The organism is Actinomyces sp. Marseille-P3109 (genome assembly GCF_900323545.1).
Lineage (GTDB): Bacteria > Actinomycetota > Actinomycetes > Actinomycetales > Actinomycetaceae > Actinomyces.
The window spans coordinates 1547968-1572735 of record NZ_OOHN01000008.1 but is presented as its reverse complement, the minus strand read 5'-3'; the positions used below and the strand labels follow the sequence as shown (position 1 = coordinate 1572735).

The 24768-nt window shown below is 68.1% G+C and carries 20 protein-coding genes; 11 read left to right on the top strand and 9 right to left on the bottom strand.

Annotated elements, in window-relative coordinates; translation table 11 throughout:
* Window positions 1-256: 256 nt before the first annotated feature.
* The 5 genes from BQ8008_RS06980 to BQ8008_RS06960 form a co-directional block, all read right to left on the bottom strand.
* On the bottom strand, window positions 257-625 hold the full coding sequence (locus BQ8008_RS06980) for a cupin domain-containing protein (RefSeq protein WP_108833382.1): 369 nt from the start codon (window positions 623-625) through the stop codon (window positions 257-259).
* A 91-nt stretch (window positions 626-716) separates the two neighbouring features.
* Window positions 717-1490 carry an ABC transporter permease gene (locus BQ8008_RS06975; protein ID WP_108833381.1) on the bottom strand — a complete coding sequence of 258 codons (774 nt, stop codon included), beginning with the start codon at window positions 1488-1490 and terminating at the stop codon, window positions 717-719.
* The gene (locus BQ8008_RS06970; RefSeq protein WP_108833380.1) at window positions 1487-2569 is read right to left on the bottom strand and encodes an ABC transporter substrate-binding protein; all 1083 of its coding nucleotides are present in this window, start codon (window positions 2567-2569) and stop codon (window positions 1487-1489) included. The genes BQ8008_RS06975 and BQ8008_RS06970 overlap by 4 nt, the downstream gene beginning before the upstream one ends.
* Window positions 2570-2653: 84 nt before the next feature.
* Window positions 2654-3328 (bottom strand): ATP-binding cassette domain-containing protein, encoded by a 675-nt coding sequence (locus BQ8008_RS06965; protein ID WP_108833379.1) that lies wholly within the window; start codon window positions 3326-3328, stop codon window positions 2654-2656.
* Entirely contained in the window at window positions 3325-4329 is a 1005-nt protein-coding gene (locus BQ8008_RS06960; RefSeq protein ID WP_325048126.1) for a class I SAM-dependent methyltransferase, read from the bottom strand. The genes BQ8008_RS06965 and BQ8008_RS06960 overlap by 4 nt, the downstream gene beginning before the upstream one ends.
* 362 nt (window positions 4330-4691) lie before the next feature.
* On the opposite strand from BQ8008_RS06960, the gene BQ8008_RS06955 reads away from it, so the two are divergent.
* From BQ8008_RS06955 to BQ8008_RS06940, 4 genes are all read left to right on the top strand, one after another.
* A complete protein-coding gene (locus BQ8008_RS06955) occupies window positions 4692-5330 on the top strand; it encodes an ATP-dependent Clp protease proteolytic subunit (RefSeq protein ID WP_009404125.1) in 639 nt (212 codons plus the stop codon).
* 1 nt (window position 5331) lies between these two features.
* Window positions 5332-6006, top strand: coding sequence for an ATP-dependent Clp protease proteolytic subunit (locus BQ8008_RS06950; RefSeq protein ID WP_075408649.1), 675 nt, complete (start codon window positions 5332-5334; stop codon window positions 6004-6006).
* A gap of 221 nt (window positions 6007-6227) precedes the next feature.
* Window positions 6228-7526 carry an ATP-dependent Clp protease ATP-binding subunit ClpX gene (clpX, locus tag BQ8008_RS06945; RefSeq protein ID WP_108833378.1) on the top strand — a complete coding sequence of 433 codons (1299 nt, stop codon included), beginning with the start codon at window positions 6228-6230 and terminating at the stop codon, window positions 7524-7526.
* Entirely contained in the window at window positions 7523-7879 is a 357-nt protein-coding gene (locus BQ8008_RS06940) for a chorismate mutase (protein WP_108833377.1), read from the top strand. Before clpX ends, BQ8008_RS06940 begins: the two co-directional genes overlap by 4 nt.
* A 444-nt stretch (window positions 7880-8323) precedes the next feature.
* Here the strand turns inward: BQ8008_RS06940 and BQ8008_RS06935 are convergent, their stop codons facing one another.
* Together BQ8008_RS06935 and BQ8008_RS06930 are read right to left on the bottom strand one after the other, a co-directional pair.
* The gene (locus BQ8008_RS06935; RefSeq protein ID WP_108833376.1) at window positions 8324-10225 is read right to left on the bottom strand and encodes an AMP-dependent synthetase/ligase; all 1902 of its coding nucleotides are present in this window, start codon (window positions 10223-10225) and stop codon (window positions 8324-8326) included.
* A 37-nt stretch (window positions 10226-10262) separates the two neighbouring features.
* Window positions 10263-12152: an AMP-dependent synthetase/ligase gene (locus tag BQ8008_RS06930; RefSeq protein WP_108833375.1), complete on the bottom strand. Its 1890-nt coding sequence runs from the start codon at window positions 12150-12152 to the stop codon at window positions 10263-10265.
* A 324-nt stretch (window positions 12153-12476) separates the two neighbouring features.
* On the opposite strand from BQ8008_RS06930, the gene BQ8008_RS06925 reads away from it, so the two are divergent.
* From BQ8008_RS06925 to BQ8008_RS06905, 5 genes are all read left to right on the top strand, one after another.
* Window positions 12477-13769 (top strand): ABC transporter substrate-binding protein, encoded by a 1293-nt coding sequence (locus tag BQ8008_RS06925; RefSeq protein WP_108833374.1) that lies wholly within the window; start codon window positions 12477-12479, stop codon window positions 13767-13769.
* Between the two features lie 94 nt (window positions 13770-13863).
* On the top strand, window positions 13864-14901 hold the full coding sequence (locus BQ8008_RS06920) for a carbohydrate ABC transporter permease (protein WP_108833373.1): 1038 nt from the start codon (window positions 13864-13866) through the stop codon (window positions 14899-14901).
* Window positions 14898-15761 (top strand): carbohydrate ABC transporter permease, encoded by an 864-nt coding sequence (locus BQ8008_RS06915; RefSeq protein WP_009404148.1) that lies wholly within the window; start codon window positions 14898-14900, stop codon window positions 15759-15761. The genes BQ8008_RS06920 and BQ8008_RS06915 overlap by 4 nt, the downstream gene beginning before the upstream one ends.
* Before the next feature lie 148 nt (window positions 15762-15909).
* Window positions 15910-17670, top strand: a complete 1761-nt coding sequence (locus tag BQ8008_RS06910; RefSeq protein ID WP_108833372.1) for a glycoside hydrolase family 13 protein — start codon at window positions 15910-15912, stop codon at window positions 17668-17670.
* A complete protein-coding gene (locus tag BQ8008_RS06905; protein ID WP_108833371.1) occupies window positions 17651-18664 on the top strand; it encodes a LacI family DNA-binding transcriptional regulator in 1014 nt (337 codons plus the stop codon). Before BQ8008_RS06910 ends, BQ8008_RS06905 begins: the two co-directional genes overlap by 20 nt.
* Before the next feature lie 29 nt (window positions 18665-18693).
* Here BQ8008_RS06905 and BQ8008_RS06900 read toward each other — a convergent pair whose 3' ends face one another.
* Window positions 18694-19239 (bottom strand): GNAT family N-acetyltransferase, encoded by a 546-nt coding sequence (locus tag BQ8008_RS06900; RefSeq protein WP_108833370.1) that lies wholly within the window; start codon window positions 19237-19239, stop codon window positions 18694-18696.
* A 153-nt stretch (window positions 19240-19392) separates the two neighbouring features.
* Here BQ8008_RS06900 and BQ8008_RS06895 point away from each other — a divergent pair, with 153 nt between their 5' ends.
* Complete coding sequence (locus tag BQ8008_RS06895; RefSeq protein ID WP_108833369.1) at window positions 19393-20022, top strand: hypothetical protein; 630 nt, start codon at window positions 19393-19395, stop codon at window positions 20020-20022.
* A 69-nt stretch (window positions 20023-20091) separates the two neighbouring features.
* Here the strand turns inward: BQ8008_RS06895 and valS are convergent, their stop codons facing one another.
* Window positions 20092-22914, bottom strand: coding sequence for a valine--tRNA ligase (gene valS, locus BQ8008_RS06890; RefSeq protein WP_108833368.1), 2823 nt, complete (start codon window positions 22912-22914; stop codon window positions 20092-20094).
* A 201-nt stretch (window positions 22915-23115) separates the two neighbouring features.
* Here valS and arc point away from each other — a divergent pair, with 201 nt between their 5' ends.
* On the top strand, window positions 23116-24765 hold the full coding sequence (gene arc, locus BQ8008_RS06885) for a proteasome ATPase (protein ID WP_108833367.1): 1650 nt from the start codon (window positions 23116-23118) through the stop codon (window positions 24763-24765).
* Window positions 24766-24768 lie beyond the last annotated feature (3 nt).

Genomic DNA, 24768 nt, shown 5'->3' with positions numbered 1-24768 from the left:
TCGTGAGATGGCTTACCAAGCCTGCTCTTCGTCAGTTCTGCGTGAGGCGCGACACTGCGCGTGATGCTCCGGGTGAGGAGGGCGTGACCCGGTACGGTGAGGTCCCGGGCCGAGGCCACTGATTTTGCGGATGTCACAAGAACGAGGGGTGGGTGCGCACAGCGATCATCGCTGTGCGCACCCACCCCTCGTCGTGGCTGACGGCCTGTCGGTCGGCGTCGTCGTCGGCTGTGGTGCCTTGTCTGTGCTGCTTCTGCTACTTCGCCGACGCGGCTCCAACCTTGTCGACATCGACCATAACCAGCTGCATACGGCACTCCGTCACGGCTGTCAGCGCGTGACGGTCTCCGGGGGCCAGATAGATGACGTCCCCGGCGGTCATCCGCTCGGTGCGCTCGCCGATGGAGAAGTCCATCTCGCCCTCCAGGAGCGTGACGACCACGGCGCGAGGGGAGGCGTGCTCGGTGAGGAGCTGACCGGCGTCGAAGGTGAAGATGACAGTGCGCAGGACGTCGTTGTTGACGACGACGCGTGAGGTGGTGGCCTCCTTCGAGATGGGCAGGGCGTCGTTGAGCCTGAGCTGGAACAGGGACTCAGTGACTGGTGTGGAAGGGGATGCGGACATGTGTGCTCCTTCGGTAGTGGATGGTGAGGATTGTGATCGGTGGACTGGTTTATGGGATGGACTGGTATGCGGACTGTGGTCGCCGTCAGGACTACGACGACCAGACCATGAGGCGCCGGCGCAGCGGCCGCAGAAGGCACAGCTCGAGCACCAGCGTCAGCGCGGCCATCATGGCGGACAGGGCGAATACATCGGCCGTCTCCAGATTGGTGCGCGCCTGCTGGACCTCGGCCCCGAGCCCCGTCGGAGTGCTCAGGAGCTCGGCCATGACCGTGACCCTCACGGACTGACCGACGGCAACCGTCAGGGCAGACAGTACCGGTGGCGCCACCGCGGGCAGAATGACCCTGCGGATCGTCCAGGGGCGGGACTTGGAGAAGACTGTCGCCATCTCCAGCAGGTCGCCGTCGACGTTGAGGACCGCGTCGCGCATGGAGGCCACCAGCAGGGGCAGCGTGACCAGGGTGACCACCAGGATGACGACTCCCGCCGTCGGTCCGAGCCAGATCATCCCGACCACGACCAGCACGATCGGGGGTACCGCCATGAGGACCTGCACCCAGGAGTCCAGCAGCTCGCGCAGCCAGGTCCAGGTTCCCAGCGCCCAGCCGGTCGGGATGCCGATGAGGCAGGACAGCCCCAGTCCGATGACCGCTCTGGAGAGGGTGAGCCACAGTGTCCAGCCCAGGTCGCCGTCGTCGATGAGACCCAGGAAGGCGTGCCAGGTCGACTCCGGGCCGGGCATTGCGTACTCGGGCTGGTCCAGGGCGGCCCAGTACCAGATGAGGATCGCCAGGCCGATTCCGGCCCACCACAGGAGGCGGGCGCGCCACCGTCTGACGGCTGACGACCGGTGCGGACTCACCGCGGGTCTTTCAGGTAGAAGTCGTCGGCTGGCATCTTGCCGCCGACGATGTCCGGGTTGAGAGTGGACAGACGGGTGTAGAAGTCGACGAGCTGGTCCTTGGCCTGGGCCGCCGGAACCAGGTTCAGCTGGAGGCGGGGGATCACCTCGGTGACGACCGGTGCGGGGACCTCGGTCTTCTGGGAGATGGCGTTGACGGTCTCCTCAGCCATCGCGTTGGTGGCCGCGATGCAGGCCTCCACCTCATTGAGCACCGCTCCGACCGCTTGGGGGTTCGAGTCCGTGATCTCCTGGGGCATGACCAGTCCGGCCATGGGGAACTTCGCCTCGCCGCCTGTCACCTCTGCCCACACCTGCTGGAGGTCGGCCGTCCGCTCCAGGGTCTTGCCCTGCTGCTTGGCCTTGGCCAGTCCGGCGCTGGCCGCGTGCTCGGGCAGGACCGCGAAGTCGGCGTTGCCCGCCAGCAGGTTGGACAGGGCCTCCTGGCCGTCGGTGTAGTTCTGGATCGTCAGGTCTGTGCCCGTGTCCCAGCCCTTCTGGCCGAGCAGGTAGCGGAAGACGAGATCGGGCATGTTGTTCGGCATGGGGACGGCCACCGTCTTCCCGCGCAGGGCCTCGAGGCCCTGCTCCGAGGACCCCTCGGGGCCGACGACGTAGAGCATGCCCCACACCTGCATCGCCACCAGGCGCAGCGGCACGCCCTTGTTGAACAGGTTCGCGGCCGCGTAGGAGGGGGTGGCGGCCAGGTCCGTCTGCTTCTGCATGAGCAGCGTCCTCATGGCATCGATGCTCGACCAGTTCTCCACCGTGGCCTTGCCGATCGTCGGGGCCAGCTTGCCCTGGCCGCCGAACAGCGTCATCGGCGCCATATAGGCCAGGGTGGTGGGGACGTGGACGCGCAGGGTGTCGATGTGCCCGCCCGTCCCGCTGGACGAGGCCTTGCCCGAACGCGACGAGCAGGCCGACAGGATCGTCGGTGACAGCAGGCCAAGGCCGGCCAGGGTCATGAGGGAGCGGCGCCTGATCGGCGTTCCCGGTGTGCCTGAGGTGCTGGTTCGAGTATCCACACGGCTGCTCATGACGGTGCTCTCATTCTTTCGTGGTCGGAGTGTGAGGGGAAACGGAGGGGAGGGACCGCCTGGGCCGGCTGGGTGCTCCGCCGGCTAGGCGGACAGGCTCCAGGTGCCCGGGGGCCCGTCGAGATGGAGGTGGAGGTGAGAGACCTCCTCGGCCTCGTCCGGGTCGTGCGTGACCCAGACGCTGACGACGTCCTGGTCGGCGAGCAGTTCGATGAGATCGGCCCTCAGCGCCTTGGCCAGGGGGCGATCCAGGGCGGAGAAGGGCTCGTCCACCAGAAGCAGGCTCGGGTCGGTTGACAGTGCCCGGGCGATGGAGACCCGTTGCCGCATGCCGCCCGAGAGACGGGCCGGCGGGAGGTGACCGGCCGAGGCGAGCCCCACGCGCTCCAGCCATTGGATAGCCGTCAGGTCCGGCGTCGGACCGCCCACCACCAGGGAGATGTTGCGGTGGGCCGAGTACCAGGGTATGAGCCTCGGCTCCTGAAACACCTGGGACAGGCGACCCGCGGGACGTGAGATGCTGCCGGCATCGGTGTCCGACAGCCCCGAGATCGCCCGCAGCAGCGTCGTCTTTCCGGCTCCGGAGGCGCCGGTGACTGCCAGGGTCTGTCCGGGAGCGACTGTCACGGACAGGTCCTCCACCAGGGTCAGGCCCCGGCGGATCATCGTCACGCGCTCCAGCCGGAGCTCGCTGCGGTCCTGCTGCGGGTGCGCGGCCCCACCCGCACGGGCCGAGGTGCCTCTCGCGACGTCCGTCATGATGCCGGGGCCACGTGGTCAGAGACGTCTCTTGCGTCCTCGGTGACTATGGTGTCCTCGGCCCCTTCTGTGGCGTTGGCCGCCTGCTCCGTCGCCCCCTCCGGAGCGGGGGACTCGGGTTTGCGCGCCACCATGCCGATCGCGCTGAGGGCCTCGCCCTGAAGGCGGAAGCTCTGCCGCATGGCGTTGACCCGGTCCCGGGCTCCTGGGGTGCGGCGCATGTTGCGCCAGAAGCGCAGGGCGCCCAGGACGCCCTCGTCCTCGATGATGCGGGAGGGCTCGAGCAGGCTCATGGAGGCGGTGCCGGTCCAGGTCACCTCGAGCCCGGCCTCCCGCAGCAGCGCCTCCCAGGCCGGCGCCGTCAGCGGACGCGCCCCGACCTTGATCGTGCGGGAGATGCTTCTGCGGATCTCCTCGAGCTCCTCGGGGGAGCGGTCTGCGCGCAGGGCCAGCTCGTGGATCGCGTAGCGGCCGCCGGGAGCCAGGATCCGGGCCGCCTCCGCAATGATCTCCCGTTTGTGGTCGTCGGACTGGATCGTCAGCATCGCCTCGCCCACGACGAGGTCCGCACTGCCGTCGGGCAGGCCGGTGCTGGCCGCGTCGGCCACGACGTACTCGGCGTCGGTCTGCCGGGAGTGGGCGGCAAGGATGTCCGCGACCTGCTCGCGCCCCTCGGGACTGGGGTCCACGCCCTTGTAGGAGGCGGGCCGGGTGGCCAGGAGGATCTCAGCGGTCCGTCCGACTCCGGGGCCCAGCTCGATGACGCGGTCGGTCGACGTCGGCCCGGCGGCCTCCAGCAGGCGCCGGGTCAGGCCGATGCCGCCCGGGCGCAGGACTCTCTTGCCGAGCCTGGCCAGCAGCCAGTGGCCCTGCATACGGGAGGCCTCGGGGCCCTGACGGGTCCCGCGCTGCTGAGGGGCGGAGGTTGAGGAGGACGGCTCGGAGGAGCGCCGCTCGGAGGAGAAAGTGGAGTCGGGCTCCGGGACCTGGTTCGTGCTCAAGGGACTCCTCCTCGGAACGCGCACCACCGGGGTGGGCGGAGAAGATCGACATAAATAAGTGATGGAACCATATCGTATTTGTTTGTCGTAGCAAGATGTGTGGTGTGGCACATACGAGTCATGGGTGCCTGGCCACTGCGAGTGACGGTGATGGTGCTGGTGACGAGGCTGGTGACGAGGTCGGTGATGAGGGTGACGACGAGGGGCGGCGGCGCTGGGGCGAGGCGTCCGTCCGGGCTTCATGTGGCCTGCACCGCCTTCGGGGCTCGTACCTGCGCCGTGGGCGAAAAGGGCGTCATGGCGGGCATAGTGAATGGGAGTGCCGCGTTAGCGTTGGCTACACCGACCATGAGAGGACTGACGTGAGCGAGCTCTATACACCCGCCGCGGTCGCCCCGCCCCAGGCAGCCGACGCCAACGGTGCAGGCTTGGGGCTGACCGACTCCATCTACAACCGCCTCCTCAAGGAGCGCATCATCTGGCTCGGCTCCGAGGTGCGTGACGACAACGCCAACGCCATCTGCGCCCAGATGCTGCTGCTGGCCGCCGAGGACCCCGAGCGGGACATCTACCTCTACATCAACAGCCCCGGCGGCTCGGTGACCGCCGGTATGGCCATCTACGACACCATGCAGTACGTCCAGCCCGACGTCGCCACCGTGGCCACGGGCCTGGCCGCCTCCATGGGGCAGCACCTGCTGTCGGCCGGCGCCAAGGGCAAGCGCTACCTCACCCCGCACGCCCGGGTGCTCATGCACCAGCCCTCCGGCGGCGCCGGGGGCTCGGCCACGGACATTCGCATCAACGCCGACCTCATCATCAAGATGAAGCAGGAGCTCGCGGAGATCACGGCGGCCAATACCGGCCACACGGTGGAGGAGATCATCGCCGACTCCGACCGGGACCACTGGTTCTCGGCCCAGGAGGCCCTCGAGTACGGCTTCGTCGACCACATCGTGCGCTCCAGCCGGGAGATCGGCAAGCAGAACGGAGACAACTGACATGTCCTCGACCCGTCCCTACTTCGAGGCCGTCGCCCGCCAGGCCGGCGCCATGCCGCAGGCCCGCTACGTGCTGCCCCAGTTCGAGGAGCGCACCGCCTACGGCTTCAAGCGCCAGGACCCCTACGCCAAGCTCTTCGAGGAACGCATCGTCTTCATGGGCGTTCAGGTCGACGACGCCTCGGCCGACGACATCATGGCCCAGCTGCTGGTCCTGGAGTCCCAGGACTCCGACGGCCTCATCACCATGTACATCAACAGCCCCGGTGGATCCTTCACGGCACTGACGGCCATCTACGATACCATGCAGTACATCAAGCCGCAGGTGCAGACCGTCTGCCTGGGGCAGGCCGCCTCCGCCGCCGCCGTGCTGTTGGCGGCCGGCAGCCCGGGCAAGCGCCTGGCCCTGCCCAACGCGCGCGTCCTCATCCACCAGCCCGCCATGGAGGGCATGCAGGGGCAGGCCAGCGACATCGAGATCGTGGCCGACGAGATCGACCGCATGCGCTCCTGGCTCGAGGACACCCTGGCTGCGCATACGGGTCAGGACCGCGAGAAGATCCACACCGACCTCGAGCGCGACAAGATCCTCACGGCTGCGGCCGCCAAGGACTACGGGATCGTGGACCAGGTGCTCACCTCCCGCAAGGCGCCCGCCTCTCCGCAATCCTCCTGAGGCGCCGTCGCCCTGTGCGGTGCTCCCGCCTCCTTCCGGTGGGAGCACCGACCGGGTGGGCGGTGAAAATGGGAGGCGCAAACGCTGGCAGCGCGGTGCTCAAGATGGCATATTGCGGACTGGACACGCCGCCATGTCCTCGGCGTACCCGCCAGGTCAGCCCGTAGGCTGGCGCAGGGTCGCCCCGGGCACGGGGACCGATGACGAATCTGGAGGAAACTGTGGCACGTAACGCTGAGAGTGTGGATCTGCTGAAGTGCTCCTTCTGTGGCAAGAGCCAGAAGCAGGTCAAGAAGCTCATCGCCGGGCCCGGTGTCTACATCTGCGACGAGTGCATCGAGCTGTGCAACGAGATCGTTGATGAGGAGCTGGGCGAGTCCGGTGCCGGCGTTCCCCTTGAGCTGCCCAAGCCCCAGGAGATCTTCGACTTCCTCAACCAGTACGTCATCGGGCAGGAGTCCGCCAAACGGGCCATGAGCGTGGCGGTCTACAACCACTACAAGCGCGTCCAGGTCAAGGAGCGCTCTGTGGCCGAGGGTGACGGCCTGGAACTGGGTAAGTCCAACATCCTCCTGCTGGGGCCCACTGGAACCGGCAAGACCCACCTGGCTAGGACTCTGGCCCGCCTCCTCGACGTCCCCTTCGCCATCGTCGACGCCACCGCGCTGACAGAGGCCGGCTACGTGGGCGAGGACGTGGAGAACATCCTCCTCAAGCTCATCCAGGCCGCCGACGGCGATGTCAAGCGCGCTGAGAAGGGCATCATCTACATCGACGAGATCGACAAGATCGGTCGCAAGGCGGAGAACCCCTCCATCACCCGCGACGTCTCGGGTGAGGGCGTGCAGCAGGCGCTGCTCAAGATCATCGAGGGCACCACGGCCTCCGTGCCTCCTGGCGGTGGACGCAAGCACCCCCACCAGGAGTTCCTGGAGATCGACACCACCAACATCCTCTTCATCGCGGCCGGAGCCTTCGCCGGAATCGAGGAGATCGTGCGCCAGCGACAGCGCAAGGAGTCCGGCGCCCAGATAGTGGGCTTCGGTGCGCAGCTCTCCGGTGCGGGCTCCCAGGATGTCTTCACCTCGCCGGTGCGTCCCGAGGACCTTCACAAGTTCGGTCTCATCCCCGAGTTCATCGGTCGTCTGCCCGTCATCGCCACCGTTCAGGACCTGGGAGTGCGCGAGCTCGTGCGCGTCATGACCGAGCCCAAGAACGCGCTGGTCTCCCAGTACCAGTACCTCTTCAGTCTCGACGGCGTCGAGCTCGAGCTGACCGATCCCGCCATCGAGGCGGTCGCCTCTCTCGCTTTGGAGCGCAAGACCGGCGCTCGCGGACTGACCTCCATCGTGGAGGAGGTCTTGGGCCAAGCCATGTTCGAGGTCCCCTCCCTGCCTGAGGTGGGACGCGTCGTCGTGGACGCCGACGCCGTGCGGGGAACCGGAAGGCCCCGCTACCAGGCGGGTTCGGGCACGCTCCGGTCGACAGCCAAGGCGGGGGAGCGGAGCCGGACCGCATGACCGAGGGCCGTGATGGCGTCCCCCCGCAGCTGGCGGTCTATCGCGCCACCATCGACAACCTCGACGCCGCCCTCGTCCATCTTCTGGCTGAGCGCTTCCGCTGCACTCAGCAGGTGGGGCTGCTCAAGGCCCAGCTGGACCTGCCGCCGGCCGATCCCGGGCGCGAGCGCGAGCAGGTAGCGCGCCTGCGAGCGCTGGCCGAGGAATCTGGCCTTGACCCGGTCTTCGCCGAGAAGTTCTTCGCCTTCATCGTCGCCGAGGTCATCCAGCACCACGAGGAGATCCGCGACGACCACGAGGCCGAGCGCGCCAGCCAGTCCGGGCTGCCGGATGTGTTGTCTCATGGCTTCTGAGGGTTTCGGGTGTCATGACCTCTGAGACACCGGTGGGGTGGGCTGCCCCGGGCGCCGGGGTCGCTTGAGCGCGTCGCCGAAGGGGTGCGCTTGGTTGCTGTGGTGGTGCTGGGCGTGTACTGCACGAGGTCTGGGTGCTACTGACCGATAGATGGGTGTACTCCACGGGGTTCGGGGTCTCGTGCAGTACGGATAGCCCCTGGCCAGTACATTCCCACCCTCGTGCAGTAGCAGGCCTGAACAGGCTCCGACCTACCGGCGCCCCGGCAGTGAAATCGAGCGGGTCAGGTCTTGCGCACCCGGGCAGCCCGCCCTGCCCGCGCCTCAGAAACCATGACACTCACACGCCTCAGACGTGAGGAGACACGACAGTCCGGGTTGCCGGAGCCGACGGGTGGCCCTGCGCAGCAACCAGGGGTCGTCCGCCCCCGCCTTCGGTCCTTCTCAGTCCTGCGATGGCGCCACAGCGGCGCTGGGGACAAGTGGAGTGCGCGTGTAAAGAGCCTCGATCTCCGCCGCGAAGCGCTTCTCCGCCTCGGCACGGCGCACCTTGAGCGAGGGCGTGAGCAGACCGTTGGCCACCGTGAAGTCCGTGGGCAGCACCTCGAAGGTGCGGATGGACTCTGCCCGCGAGACCGCCTCATTGGTCCGCGCCACCGCCCGCTCCAGCGCTGCGCGTACCCGTGGGTCCTTGGCGGCGTCGACGACGGTCATCTCCTCCAACCCGTGGGAGGACAGCCACAGCGGCAGCATCTCGGCATCCAGGGTGACGAGCGCCCCGACGCAGGGCCGGTTATCACCCACCACGAGCACCTGGCTGACCAGCGGGTGCCCCCGCAGCCGGTCCTCCAGGGGAGCTGGGGCGACGTTCTTGCCACCGGCGGTCACAATGAGTTCCTTCTTGCGCCCGGTGATCCGCAAAAACCCCTCGGCGCCCTCGAAGGAGCCGATATCACCGGTACGCAGCCACCCGTCGTCGGTGAAGGCCTCGGCGGTGGCCTCGAGGTTGTTGTGGTAGCCGGTGAAGGTGCCGATACCCCGCACCAGGATCTCTCCATCCTCACCCAGCCTGACCGCACAGCCGGGTAGCGGTGTGCCGACGGTGCCGATCCGGGTGGCGCCGGGCAGATTGACGGAGCACGGCCCCATGGTCTCGGTCAAGCCGTAGCCCTCCAGGACGGTGACCCCGGCGCCACGGTAGAAGTGCCCCAGGCGCTCACCCAGTGGCCCGCCGCCGGATACGACGTGGCTGACCCGCCCGCCCAGGACGGAGCGCAGGGTGGAGAAGACGAGGCGGTCGAAGGCGGCACGCTGCGCCTTCAGCCTGCGTGAGGGCCCCTCGGGGGTGTCCAGGGCCCGCGAGTAGGCGATCGCGGTCTTGGCGGCCAGACGGAAGACCTTCTGCCTGGCTCCGGTCGCCTTGGCGTCGGCGGCGTTGTAGATCTTCTCGAAGACGCGCGGCACCGCCAGAACCGCGGTGGGCCGGAAGGAGCCCAGATCCGTCACGAGGTTGCGCACGTCGGGCACGTGCCCCAGCACACCCGAGTGGGAGCACACGATCGCGATCTCCACGAACCGGCCGAGCACATGGGCCAGTGGCAGGAACAGCAGGAAGCGAACCTCGGCCCCGCCCAGGACCTCCGGCACGTGCGGGCAGACGTTGACGCACAGATGCACCAGGTTGCCGTGACTGAGCTCGACGCCCTTGGGACGGCCCGTGGTGCCCGAGGTATAGACGATCGTCGCCAGGGACTGCGAGGTCAGGGCCGCACTGCGCCGATCGAGCTCGGCGTCCTCCACACCGCGGCCGGCCTCGATGAGACCCAGGACGTCCTCACGCTCCACGCACAGGACCTGCAAGCCCGACAGCTCAGGGACCGTGGTAGTCAGCGCTCCGATCATGGAGGCCATGGCCTCGTTCTCCACGACGATGAGCCTCACCCCGGCATCGGTGAGGATCCACTGGGCCTGCTCGGCCGAGGACGTCTCGTAGACGGGAACCACCACCAGGCCCGCCTCCCAGGCGGCGAAGTCCAGCAGTGTCCACTCATACGAGGTGTGCGACATGATGCCGATAGCGTCGCCCGGTTGGAGCCCCCTGGCCACCAGCCCCGCAGCCACCTCACGTACCTGGGTGTGGAAGGCACTGGCGCTCATCTCCCGCCAGCGCCGCCCCAGCGGGGACTTGCGGGCAATGAGCCCGCCGTCGGGATTGCGGCGAACGCGCTCGGCCAGTGCCCAGGGCGTTGTCATCCCGTCGTGAACCGGGACCAGGAGCTCAGTGGCGTGCTCCCCGGACGGGGCGGAGGAGGCGTCGTCGGCCGGGAAGGTGGAGGCGTCGGTCATGGTGGCAAGTATGCCCGGCCGGGGCAGCCGATGACGCCTACTCCTGAGGGCCCTTACGCGTGGAGCTGTAGATGTCTGCGATGACGTCCGCGTGGGCCTCCATCACCGGACCGCGCTTGACCTTCAGCGAGGGCGTGAGCAGACCGTTGGCCTCGGTGAAGTCGGTGGTCAGCACCCTGAAGGCGCGGATCGACTCGGCCCGGGAGACCGCGCGGTTCGTACGCGCCACGGCCCGGTCCAGGGCGGCGAGCACCTGCGGGTGGGTGGAGGCCTCGATCACGTCCATCGTCGGCAGCCCGTGGTTGCGCAGCCACTGGGGAAGCATCTCCTTGTCCAGCGTGATGAGCGCGGAGATGAAGGGCTCCCCGTCCCCGACGACGAGCACCTGGCTGATGAGCGGGTGGCCGCGCAGCCGGTCCTCGAGCTGGGTGGGGGCGACGTTCTTGCCGCCGGCGGTGACGATGAGCTCCTTCTTGCGCCCGGTGATACGCAGGTAGCCGTCCTCGTCGAGGGCGCCGATGTCGCCGGTGCGGAACCAGCCGTCTGCCGTGAAGGACTCGGCGGTGGCCTCGGGGTTGTTGTGGTAGGTGGAGAACACACCCAGACCCCGCACCTGGATCTCGTCGTCCTCACCGATGCGGATCTCGTTGCCGCACACGGGCGGGCCGACGGTGCCGATCTTGTTGAGCCAGTCGGTGTTGACGCTGACCGGCCCGATCGTCTCGGTCAGGCCGTAACCCTCCAGGATGACCAGTCCCAGTCCGCGGTAGAAGTGGCCCAGACGCTGCCCCAGCGGTCCGCCGCCGGAGATGATGAAACGGGCATTGGGGCCCATGAGGGCGCGGATCCTGCGGAAGACCAGACGGTCGGCGAGTGTGTGGGCCCGCCGCAGGGCGCGGGAGGGACCGGTGGGGGTGTCCAGGGCGCGGGAGTAGGAGATGGCGACCTTGGCCGCCCAGCGGAACAGCTTGAGCCTGGCTCCGCTCCCGGCCTTGGCGTCCGCGGCGTTGTAGATCTTCTCCAGGACGCGGGGGACTGCCAGGACGTAGGAGGGGGCGAAGGACTGCAGGTCCGGTAGGAGCGTCTTGACGTCGGGGGTGTGCCCCAGCACGCCCTCCCCGGCCAGGGACAGCAGCTGGAGACAGCGGGCGTAGACGTGGGCCAGCGGCAGGAACAGCAGGAGACGCACGTGACCGCCCCACAGGACGCCGGGCAGGTAACGCACCCCGTGGTAGGGAATGCCGACGGCGTTGCGGTGGGTGAGCTCGACGCCCTTGGGGCGGCCGGTCGTGCCGGAGGTGTAGATGATGGAGTAGACGTCGTCGACCTTGAGGGCGTTGGAACGCTGGTCCACCTGCGAGGGGCTGACGCCCGAGCCGGCCTGGACGATGGTGGTGACGGCGTCGGAGTCCAGGGCGAGGACCTCGACCGGGTGCCCGATGCCGGCGACGGCACCGCGCACGAGCTCGGCCAGGGTGCCGCTCTCGGTGATGACCAGGCACACGTCGGAGTCGGAGACGATCCACTCGATCTGCTCGGCCGAGCTCGTCTCGTAGATGGGGACCGAGATCAGGCCCGCTCGGGCGATGGCCATATCCAGCAGGAACCAGTCGTAGGAGGTGTGCGCCATGATGCCGACGGCGCTGCCCGCTTCCAGCCCCATGCCGATGAGGCCGGCAGCCACATGGGCCACCTCCTCACCGAAGGTGCGGGCCGAGACCTCCTGCCAGTCACCCGACACCGAGGACTTTCGCGCTACGAGCGGCTTGTCGCCGCTGCGGGCGATGCGATCGGCGAGCAGCCACGGAACCGACCAGTGGGCCTCGGGCTGGAAGGGGATCTCGGTGCCGGAGACCCCGCCGGTCATGTGGCCGGGGTAGCGCGGCGGCCTGTTGCTGCCGTGGGACGAGGAGGGTCGAGAGCTCACGGAGTCATTGTGTCAGGCCAGTTGAGAGGCGACGCTTCGTTGAGGCGAGAGAACGAGAGGGCGGCTGTGGAGGTTTTCACAGGCCGCCCGAGGCGGTCCTGCGGAGATCACAGAGGAGTCACGGGGGAATCGCGCGGACCGGCGTCCGTGCCGGGGGTGGGGCTCTTGTCACAGGGGCTGGAGAAAACGAAGACGAAACGGTTTGACCGACCGGTTACCGGTGTGTAACGTGAGTCTCATGCCCAGGTCGACGCGCGTCGACGATGTGGGTCCTTCCGGAACGGAGCCGGTTGGCTCCGACGCAGTTTCAAGGAGGAAACACGCATGACACCCTTACCCCGTCGTCAGTTCATCCAGGGCTCGGCCCTGGCGGCGGCGCTGGCCTCGATGGCGGCCTGCTCCACCTCCAGCGGGAACGACGACGGCCCCGTCACCTTTGAAGGCACCGGACCGATCACCTGGGTCCAGGGCAAGGACAACTCGGCCGGCAAGGTGCAGGCCAGGATCGATGAGTGGAACAAGACCAACCCCGGCGAGGAGGTCAAACTCATCGAGCTCTCCGCGGAGGCCGACCAGCAGCGCACGGCATTGGTCAATGCCGTCAGGATCAACTCCAACGCCTACGACGTCGTCTCACTGGACAACGTCTGGGTCTCCGAGTTCGCCGCCAACCGGTGGGTGGTCGAGCTGCCCCAGGACGAGCTCAAGAACGACGACATCCTTGAGCCCGTCTGGCAGACGGGCGTCTACAAGGACAAGCTCTTCGCCGTTCCGTTCCACACGGATGCTCCGGTGATGTTCTACCGCAAGGACTTCCTGGCCGAGGCCGGCGTCGCGGTCCCCACGACCTGGGAGGAGGTCAAGGCCGCCATCGACGCGGTGCGGGCGCTGCCCGGTCATGAGAACATCGGTGGCTTCGGCGGGCAGTTCGCCAAGTACGAGGGGCTGACCTGTTGCGCCTCGGAGTTCATCCACACCGCCGGCGGGGGCTTCTACGACCCCGACAACCAAGTGATCGTCGACTCCGCCGAATCGGTCACCGGTTTGCAGTGGCTCATCGACGGCTTCTCCCAGGGCTACATCCCCAAGGAGTCCCTGGAGTGGAAGGAGGAGGACGGCCGTAACGCCTTCGAGAAGGGCGACCTCCTCTTCTACCGCCAGTGGCCCTACCAGTACGCCAACAGCAAGGACGCCCTGGGGACGGAGAAGTTCGACGTCGCCGCCCTGCCGAGCATCGACGGCAAGGCCTTCGTTCCGACCCTGGGCGGACACAACTGCGCCATCACCAAGGCGTCGAAGAACAAGGCCACCGCTTTGAAGTTCGTCAAGTGGTGGATCAGCGAGGACTCCGAACGCTACCAACTGGAAACTCAGACACTCGCACCGATCCTCGGGTCGCTCTACGAGGACGCCGATCTGCTGCAGAAGTTCCCCTACCTGCCGATCCTCAAGAAGAGCCTTGAGAACGCCAAGAGCCGGCCCCAGGCCGTCTTCTACGGCGACGTTACCGCGAAGATCCAGGACAGCATCTACCCCGCGATCCAGCAGCCGGGAAGCCGGTCCTCTCAGGACGTCATCACTGCGCTGAGCAACGAGCTGAAGAAGTTGGAGGGGTAAGGCCTCCGGCACAACGGCTGCTGCCGTGGGCAGAGCCCTGAGACACACCGGTCATGTCAACAACGACAGTCACAAGGACGGTCAAAGGACACCCATGAGTACAACGACGCACTCCGAACAAGTCGTCAATCACCAGTCCAAGAGCTCCAAGGCGCAGGCCCGTCTGGCCTGGTTGCTCATCTCACCAACGGTGCTGGTGCTGACCATCGTCATCCTCATCCCCATCGCCCAGTCCCTCTACCAGTCGCTCTACGGGCGGCCCCGGCTGGGGGACGATGGCTTCTTCTCCACCACCGAGCCCTTCGTGGGCCTGAAGAACTACACCGACATCTTCACCAGCGCCGGCGAGCGGTTCTGGGTCGCCTTCTACAACACGACCCTCTTCGGCGTGGTCACCGTGGTCCTGGAGACCGTCCTGGGCGTGGCCATGGCGCTCATCATGCACAAGGCGATGAAGGGGCGTGGCGTTGTACGCGCCTCCATCCTCGTGCCCTGGGCGATCCCCACGGCCGTCTCCGCCATCCTGTGGGGCTGGATCTTCAACCAGAACGGCGTTGCCAACGCCATCCTGGGCCAGCACATCATGTGGGCCTCGGGGGACCTGAGCGCCAAGACGGCCATCATCATCGCCGACGTGTGGAAGACGGCTCCCTACATCGGGCTGCTCACCCTGGCCGGGCTCCAGCTCATCCCCGATGAGGTCTACGAGGCGGCCAAGATCGACGGGGCGAGCGCCTGGAAGCGCTTCACCTCCATCACCCTGCCGTTGGTCAAGCCCGCACTCGTGGTGGCCGTGGTCTTCCGCGCCCTGGACGCCCTGCGCATGTTCGACCTGCCCTACATCCTCATCGGCCCCCGGAAGGGCAGCGTGGAGACCCTCTCCATGCTCGTTCAGGACGAGAGCTCCAACTCGCGCTTCGGCAGCGCCGCGGCCTACGCCCTCATCCTGTTCCTCTACGTCTTCGTCTTTGCCATCGCCTTCCTCAAGATCACCAACACCGACCTCAGCGGCAACGATGAGGCTCGACGCAAGCGCAACGAGCGCAAGCTGCCGGTCAGCGCCTTCTTCAAGCGCTCCGGCTCCTCCGCCCCGGTCTCCCAGACGGCTACTGAAAGGAGCCAGCAGGCATGAGCACCTCCACCGCCGTACCGGTCAACAAGACCAAGAGGGACTGGGGAAGCGTCTTCTCCACCGTCGGTATCGTCCTCATCGTCATCTACTGCCTGGCGCCCTTCTACTGGATGCTGGTCTCCTCCCTACGTCCTGACAAGGAGATCTTCGAGAACAGCTGGTGGCCCCGGCACGTCTCCTTCGAGAACTACAAGGCGGTCTTCTCCTCGAAGAACGACTTCGCCAATGGCCTGATCAACTCCCTGGTCGTGTCGATCGTCGTGACGATCGTGGCGCTGGCCGTGGCGACCTTTACCGCCTACGCCCTGGCGCGCCTCGACTTCCGGGGCAAGGGTGTGCTGATGCTCCTCATCATCGCCACCTCGATGTTCCCGCTCGTGGCCATCATCGTGCCTCTGCTGAAGAACTTCGCCGCCTGGGGCTGGACGGACACCTACCAGGCGATGATCGTCCCGGATCTGTCCTTCTCACTGCCGCTGGCCGTGTGGAACCTGACGAGTTTCTTCAGGCAGATGCCCCAGGAGCTGGAGCAGTCCGCCATGGTCGACGGATGCACCCCCGGCCAGGCCTTCCGCAAGGTCATCCTGCCGCTGGCCGCACCGGGCATCTTCACCACCGCCATCATCATCTTCATCGGCGCCTGGAACGAGTTCCTCGTGGCCGTCACGATGATCGTCAACCCCTCCATGCAGCCGGCCACAGTGCTGCTGTCGAAGTTCACCGGGGACTCCCAGTTCAACACGCCCTTCGGGTCCCAGATGGCCGCCGGCGTCATCATGACGCTGCCGTTGGTCCTCATGGTGCTCTTCTTCCAGCGTCGGATCGTGGCGGGTCTGGCCGCCGGTGGCCTCAAGCAATGACGACGACGCTGCCTGAGCCCGAACCGCTCTAGGGCTCGCACGCTGCAGCGTCTCTCTGCGGGGCGGCGGCACCAAGCCGCCCCGCAGGGGCGTCTGAGTTCCTAGCCCTCACCCCGCCGCAGCGCCGCGGCCCGACCAGGATCTGACCATGACCTCGACCGACGACTGCCTCTCCCGGAGCCTCGCACCACGCGCAGACACTGACGCCTGGTGGCGCGATGCGGTCATCTACCAGATCTACCCGCGTTCCTTCGCCGACGCCAACGGCGACGGAATCGGCGACATCCGGGGGATCCGGGAGCACGTCGGCCACTTGGCCGCGCTCGGCGTCGATGCCGTGTGGCTCTCGCCGTTCTACCCCTCGCCCCAGGTCGACGCCGGCTACGACGTCTCCGACTACTTCGACCTGGCCCCCGAGTACGGGTCCCTGGAGGACCTCGATGCCCTCATCGCCGACCTCCACGAGGCCGGCATCCGCGTGGTCATCGACATGGTCCCCAACCACTCCTCCGACCAGCACGAGTGGTTCCGGGCCGCCCTGGAGGCGGCGCCCGATTCCTCCGAGCGCGACCGTTACATCTTCCGCCACCGCGACGACGGCGCCCCGAACAACTGGGGCTCGCTGTTCGGCGGCCCCGCCTGGCAGCCGGTCGAGCCGCTCACCGGCCGCAGCGAGGACCGAGACTGGTACTACCTCCACCTCTTCGCCGCCGAGCAGCCCGACTTCAACTGGTCCAACGAGGACGTCCACGAGCACTTCCGCACCTTCCTGCGCTTCTGGGTGGAGCGCGGCGTCGACGGGTTCCGCGTCGACGTCGCCCACGGACTGGTCAAGGCCGAGGGACTGCCCGACGACGACCTCGGCCCGGACCGCTGGAACGTCATCGCATCGCAGGGTGAGGACGGCGCGGCCGACCGCGAGAAGCTGCCCGACGTCGGCCCCGCCTTCAACCAGCCCGGGGTTCACGACATCTACCGCGAGTGGCGCCGCGTTCTGGACGAGGTCGGCACGGACATCCTCATGGTTGCCGAGGCCTGGGTGCCCACCGAGGCGGATGCCGCCCTGTACGTGCGCGCCGACGAGATGAGTCAGGCCTTCAACTTCCCCTTCCTGGTCGCCGGGTGGGACGCCGCTGAGCTGCGCCGCGTCATCGACGTCTCCCTGGCCGAGTACGGTGCCGTCGGGGCTCCGGCCACCTGGGTGCTGTCCAACCACGACGTCGTACGCCACGCCTCCCGCCTGGCCTACCCCGCCGACATGGACACCGATCCCGGGATCGGACCGAAGGACCCCCAGCCCGACGCCGAGCTCGGCCTGGCCCGGGCGCGCGCCGCGACCCTGTTCATGCTGGGGCTGCCCGGCAGCGCCTACCTCTACCAGGGCGAGGAGTTGGGACTGCCCGAGCACACCACCATGGAGGACGAGGCCCGCCAGGACCCCTTGTGGGAGCGCACCAACTACGTCGTGCCAGGGCGTGACGGTTGCCGCGTCCCCCTGCCCTGGACGCGGGGCGGGGCCTCGCACGGCTACAGCACCACCGGCCGCACCTGGCTGCCCCAGCCCGAGGGCTGGGGCGAGTACTCTCCCGAGGCTCAGGAAGGGCGGGAGGGCTCCACGCTCACCCTGTACCGTCGGGCCATCGCCCTGCGCCGTGAGCGCCGGCTCGGGCTCGGGTCGGTGGAGTGGCTTCAGGCTGATCCCGGGGTCCTGCTCCTGCGCAACGGGCGCACCGGGGTCGCCCTCAACACCACCGAGCATCCGGTGACGATCGAGGGAGCCTGCGAGCTTCTCATCACCTCCTGGTACCCGGCCGACCGGGGTGGGACGGGAGCCGTCGTCCTGCCGCCCAACGGCGCCTGCTGGCTGGAGATGCCCACTGGAGGACCCGATGGCGGCGACCCGCGCTGACGTGGCCAGGGCGGCAGGCGTGTCGCCCTCGACCGTCACCTACGTTCTCTCCGGTCAGCGCTCGATGCGCTCGAGCACCCGCGAGCGGGTCATGCGGGCCGTGCGCGAGCTCGACTACCACCCCAACACCGCCGCCCGCTCACTGGCCTCGCCGGTGCTGCGCACCGTAGGGGTCCTGTTCCGGCGTCAGCGCTCGACCATCGACGCCAATGATCTCGGCTACGTCGACGGCGTGCGCCGGGCCCTGGCTCCCAGTGGAATCCAGGTCGTCATCCCGGTCATGACCTCCTCTGCGCCGCTGATCGAGCTGCGCTCGCTCGTGCGCTCCGGCGCCCTGGGCGGGGTGGTGCTCATGGACGTGGCCGACGGCGATGAGCGCGAGGCGATGCTGCTGGAGGAGAAGGTCCCTGCCGTCCTCATCGGCTCCTCCGATCGCGCCGGTGGGGTGCCCGGCATTGACGCGGACTTCGCTCAGATGGCACACGCCGGCGTCGAGCACCTGGCCGAGCTCGGGCACCGTCGCATCGTCGCGCTCATGCGGGAGACTGCCTCCGACGACGCTCACGCCCGTCAGGACCAGGCCCATGAGCTCCTGCGTGCCGCGCAGGAGCTGGGAGTGGATGTCCTGGTGCGCCAGGTGCCGGAGGCGGCGCTGGCCGGCGCCGACATCGTTGAGGCCGGCGGCCTCATTGAGGGGTGCAGCGCCGTCCTGTCCAACAACCCCGCCGCCGTGGTGGGACTGGCCTGTGCGGCGCAAGCCCACGGACTGTCCGTTCCCGCGGACCTGTCCGTGCTCACCCTCGGGGTCACGCAGGACAGCGGCCGCCAGGGGGAGGCCTTCAGCGAGCTCAGTGTGGACCGTGAGGCCATGGGGATTGAGGCGGGCTCACTTCTCCTGAGCCGCCTCAGGGGAGAACCGGACCCGGCTCAGCACCGCAGACTCATGCCCGCCGTCCTCGCCGACCGCGGCTCGACGGCGCGCTGTTCGAATTAGCCGGAGCCGGTATGGAGTCTGCCTACTCCCTACTTCGGGCGCTCCACATGCTTGACGAAACGGAAGGAACGCTCTTTGTCCATGTCGGGGTCGGAGGGATCCGGATGGCGCTCGTTGAAGAACTCCACGATATGAAAACCGCACTTGTTGACGTAGAAGTGGATGTTGCGCACCTCGAAGTAAGGGGTCCCCAGCTCCCACTCCCGCACGTTGGGATATGCCTCCTCGATGGCGGTCCATGCGCGCGTGCCGACACCGCGCCCGTGCGTGCTCGCATTGATCGCGATAATCTCGACCTCTCCGCGATCTCCCTCCACTGTGAGGATAACGCCGCCGACTGGAGCGCCATCCTCGATGATGCGCAGAGCCTGGACCTCGAACCTGCTGAGCGACTCTTCAATGTCTTCTCGCGGAAGGATCGGAGGGGCAGCGGGGTTGACGGTCCCATCCTCGTAGAGGGACTCGTCGATGAATGAGCCTCGTGCGTCGCCCACGAAGTGCTCGAAAGCCTCCTGCAGGTCGGCGATGAAGGACTCGCGGTCGGCGGCTTCCAGGGGCTTCAGGTTGATCGTCATGGAGGCCAGTGTAAGAAGACCCCGCCTGGAGGTCCGACCGTCTGGACAGCGGGGTTCGGTAACGACAGGTCGCAGCGGTTGAGGTAACACCATCTGAGAAAGCGCCTACTGTGCCAGACTTGACGATGAGCGTGAGATGTTGGAGGAGAAGGGATGGCGCTGAGCAGAACCCGCGTGGTCAACGCTCTCATCGGCCTGCTGGTCCTGACCGTGGTAGCTCTCGCCGTTGTTCCGTGCCTGGTCCCCAGGACCCAGGAGACGCCGCGGAACAGATTCGACTCCGACATCGTCCTCACCGGGGACGTTGCCCGAGACTGCTCGGTGGCCAGCGACGAGGCGATCGACCGGGCTCGCCCCAGTCCTCCCGTTGACATCCAGCACCGCGCCGACCTCACGGGGGCAGGGGTGAGCATCGTGTTCGCCTCCATCGCCGTCATCGCGGTGGTGCTGTCCCGGCGGAATCGAGCCCACCTGACCCGTTGCCTCGCCTGGCTTCCCTTCGGCGGCGCCTTCGCACTGATGATCGGGGTCGTCTGGGGCTACACGGTTGGCAACGCCAGCATTCAGGACCACAACGGGGACGCGATGAACTGCCTCGGGGAACGCCTGACCTCACTCGACTCCCGACTCATCCCCTTCCTCAACCGCGACTGCGTGACTCAAAGCCGCATCGACGTGCTTGCGGCCCTGCTGGCCGCCGTGGTCTTCGTCCTCATCGAGTACCGGATCCTGCTGAGCCTCCGGCAGAGAACCGAAGGCGTGAACCTGCCCGGCAAGCCCTAGAACGACGACGGTGGCGCCGCCCCGAGGGGGACGGCGCCACCGTTCGTCACAGGACCGGGTGCTCGCGGCTCACTTCTTCTTGGCCGGGGCCTCGCCGAGCTCGGCGGCGGTCACCGTCACCGGGGAGGCGCCGTCGGCCGACTCGGAGTCCGCGGCCTGGGTGGCCTGCTCCACGGTGAAGGGGCCGGTCACCTTGGCAGCCTCCGTCAGGTCCGCACGCACCGCCTCGATGGCCTCGGCGTACTCGGGCCGGTCGGCGACGACGGCCAGCGCCACCGAGAGGATCGGCGTCTTCTGGCTCGTCTTGGCCTCCGACTTCACCTTGCGCAGTGCGGCCAGGGCGACTCCCGCGCGGGCCACCAGCTCGGCGTCGGCCCCGGCGGCGGCCTCACGCAGACCCGCGGACTGCGGCCAGGCGGCCCGGTGCACCGAGCCGGTGCGGTACCAGCTCCACACCTCCTCGGTGGCAAACGGCAGGAAGGGAGCAAGCAGACGCACGAAGGTGTCCACCGCGATCGCCAGCGTCGCCCGCGCCGAGCGGACGCCGGCGGGCTCGTGAGAACCGTCGAAGTCATTGGCTCGGTCCTTGACCAGCTCGATGTAGTCATCGCAGAAGGTCCAGAAGAAGGACTCGGTGACCTCCAGGGCCCGGGCGTGACCGAACTCCTCGAAGGCCGCCGTGGCGGTGTCGACGACGTCGGCCAGCGCGGCCAGGACCGCGCGGTCGATCGGCTCGCTGACCACCGAGGCGTCCAGGCAGGGGGCGGGGGCCGCGGCCACAGTGGCCTCATCGGCGTCCCAGGGGATCCCCATGGACAGGGCGAACTTGGAGGCGTTGAGGACCTTGATGGCCAGACGACGGCCGATCTTGATCTGGGTCTCCTCGAAGGCCGCGTCCAGGCCCAGGCGGGCCGAGCTGGCCCAGTAGCGCACGGCGTCGGAACCGTACTGCTCCAGCAGGCCCATGGGGGTGACGACATTGCCCTTCGACTTGGACATCTTCTTGTGGTCGGAGTCCAGGATCCAGCCCGACAGGCCGGCATTCGTCCACGGCAGGGCCGCGAACTCCAGGTTCGCGCGCACCACCGTGGTGAACAGCCAGGTGCGGATGATGTCCTGACCCTGCGGGCGCAGGTCCATCGGGTAGACCCGGCCGAAGAGGTCCTCGTCGCTCAGCCAGCCCGAGGCCAGCTGGGGCGACAGGGAGGAAGTGGCCCAGGTGTCCATGATGTCGAGCTCGCCGACGAAACCACCGGGCTCGCCGCGCTGGTCCTCGGTGTAGCCGGCTGGGACGTCGGAGGAGGGGTCCACGGGCAGCTCGGACTCGGCCGGCGTCAGGATCGCGTCGTAGTCGACCTCGCCGTCGACCCCGACCTGGTACCACAGCGGGAAGGGGACGCCGAAGAAGCGCTGACGCGAGACCAGCCAGTCGTTGTTGAGGCCGCGCACCCAGTTCTCGTAGCGCACGCGCATGAAGTCGGGGTGGAACTCCAGCTGGCGGCCGCGCTCGAGCAGCTCCTCGCGCAGGTCCGCGCCGGAGGCCGGGTTCGTCCATTCCTTGCCGCCGTTGCGGATGTACCACTGGCGGGAGGTGACGATCTCCAGGGGCTTGTCGCCCTTCTCGAAGAAGTTGGTCTGACGCACCGTCTTGACGGGCTCGCCGCGCATCTCACCGGTCTGCGCCAGGCGGGCCACAAGAGCCTCGCGGGCCGAGAAGGTGGTCTTGCCGGCCATGGCCTCGTACATCTCGCGGCCGGACTGGGAGGTGATCCACTCGGGGGTCTCGGTCTCAATGCGCCCGTCCTTGCGCAGGATCGCTCGCAGCGGCAGCTGCAGGTCGCGCCACCAGTCGATGTCCGTGGTGTCACCGAAGGTGCAGCACATGGCGATGCCGGCGCCCTTGTCCTTCTCCGCGGCCGGGTGCGGCAGGACCGGCACCTCGACGCCGAAGACGGGGGAGGACACGGTGGTGCCGAACAGGGGCTGGTAGCGTTCGTCGTCGGGGTGGGCCACCAGGGCCACACAGGCGGGCAGCAGCTCGGGGCGGGTGGTCTCGATGCACACGTCGACGCCGTTCTCCACCGGGGCGCCGGCGGCCTCGGCCTTGGCCGCGGCGGCCTCATCGACGATGTGGAAGGCCAGGCGGTGGTAGAAGCCGGGGTACTCACGAGACTCCAGCTCGGCCTGAGCCACCGCCGTCTGGAAGGTGACGTCCCACAGCCCGGGCGCCGCGGCCTGGTAGGCCTCCCCGCGCTCCAGGTTGTGCAGGAAGGCGGTCTGGGCGACCTTGCGGGCCCGCTCGCCAATGGTCTGGTAGGTGTGCGACCAGTCCACACTCAGGCCCAGGCGACGCCACAGGGCCTCGAACTGCTTCTCGTCCTCCACCGTGAGGCGCTCGCACAGCTCGACGAAGTTGCGACGCGAGACCGGCACCTGGTCGCGGGCCTTGATCGACTTGCCCTCCCCGCCGGTGTGCGGGGGAGTGAAGTCCGGGTCGTAGGGCAGGGAGGGGTCGCAGCGCACCCCGAAGTAGTTCTGGACGCGGCGCTCGGTGGGCAGGCCATTGTCGTCCCAGCCCATGGGGTAGAACACCGCCTTGCCGCGCATGCGCTGGAAGCGGGCCACGGTGTCGGTGTGCGTGTAGGAGAAGACGTGCCCCACGTGCAGGGAGCCGGAGACCGTCGGCGGCGGAGTGTCGATGGAGAAGACCTCGGCGCGCTCGGCGCTGCGGTCGAAGGCGTAGGTCCCCTCGGACTCCCAGCGCTCGCCCCAGGTGGTCTCCAGGCCGTCGGTCGACACCTTGGCCGGCACTCGCGGGCTGTGGGGCTCGGAGGGCAGCAGACGGCTGGATGACGACGGGGGAGCGGAGTGGCTCGTGGGGGTCTCAGACATGGGGCCGATTCTGTCACGGGGCGGCCGGAGGCCTCGACACGGCCCGGTGTGAGGTCGGCAGACGTCTGCTGCTCGTCCACATTGCAGGTCTGAATCCGGGTTACGAAACGAGTATGAATTGGTACGCTTGTACCACTATGGGTTGAGGAGGACCCGGACCGGTGCCGGGCCGCAGGCAGACCGGAATCAAGGAGGATGCGCATGGACGAGGAGCCGGTAGAGCACAAGGCCCCAGGAGGGAAGACGTTGTGGGGCGTCTCCGGGAACCCGTCTGCGGAGGTCATCGGGGATGTCGGTGCGGACGTGACCGACCGGTTGCGCGAGCTCACCGAGCAGGCCGGCGTGCTCAACCGCAAGAACGCCCACCTGGCCAACGCCCTGCGGGCGGCGCGTCAGGAGCTGGAGGCCCTCCACGAGGACGTCAAGGCCCTCCAGCTCCCGCCCCTGGCGCACGCCACCGTCCTGGCCGTGGACGCCACCGCACGCACCGCCGACGTCTCCATCGCCGGGCGGCGCCACCGGGTGGGCGTGGGCCCCGCCGTCGTGGCCTCCTCCCTGCACCCGGGTGACGACGTCGTCCTCAACGAGCACCTCGTCATCACCGCCACTAGCTCCTCGCCGCGCTTCGGGGAGGTCGTCACCGTCAAGGAGACCTACGACGACGCCACCGTCCTGGTCCTGGCCCGCCACGATGAGGAGCAGGTTCTCAGTCTCTCGGCGACCCTGACCGACCACCGCCCCCGGGTCGGCGACGCGCTCGTGGCCGATCTGGCCGTGCGCATGGCGCTGCGCCCCGTGGTGCGCTCCGAGGTCGAGGAGCTCGTCCTGGAGGAGGTTCCCGACGTCGGATACGAGGACATCGGGGGACTGGGTGAGCAGATCGAGCTCATCCGCGACGCCGTCGAGCTGCCGTTCCTGCACCCCGACCTCTACCGCGAGCACCGGCTCACCCCGCCGCGCGGTGTTCTGCTCTACGGCCCGCCCGGCTGTGGCAAGACCCTCATCGCCAAGGCGGTTGCCGCCTCCCTGAGCGGGGGTGACCGGGGCGAGGCCTACTTCCTCAACATCAAGGGGCCTCAGCTGCTGGACAAGTACGTGGGGGAGACCGAGCGGCGCATCCGCGTCATCTTCGCACGAGCCCGGGAGAAGGCGGCCACCGGGGTGCCCGTCGTCGTCTTCTTCGACGAGATGGACTCCCTGTTCCGCACCCGTGGGTCCGGACGCTCCTCGGACGTGGAGACCACCGTGGTCCCCCAGATGCTCGCTGAGATCGACGGTGTCGACGAGCTCGACAACGTCGTGGTCATCGGGGCCACCAACCGCGAGGACATGATCGACCCGGCGATCCTGCGACCGGGCCGCTTGGACGTCAAGATCCGCATCGGCCGGCCCGACCGGCGCGGGGCCGCCGAGATCCTGGCGACCTACCTGACGCCGGACCTGCCGATCAGCGAGGAGCTCCTGACCGCCCACGGTGGCGCTCAGGGGGCGGTGGACGCGCTCATCGACCAGGTGGTCGAGGCCCTCTACACCCGCCGCCGCGCCACCGAGATGGTTGAGCTCACCCACTCCGACGGACAGGTCGAGATCCTTCACGTCGCCGACCTCGTCAGCGGCGCCATGCTCGCCAACATCGTCGACCGGGCCAAGAAGGCGGCGGTCAAGGACCTGGTCACCAGCGGAAAGCGCGGTCTGACGCAGGAGCACCTGCGCTGCGCCGTCATCGAGGAGATCATGGAGAACGAGGGCCTGCCCGCCACCGTCCACCCCGACGACTGGGCCCGCGTCAGCGGACGGCGCGGCGCCCCGGTGGTCTCCATGACCGTGCTCCAGCGCCCCAGAGAGGAGTGAGAA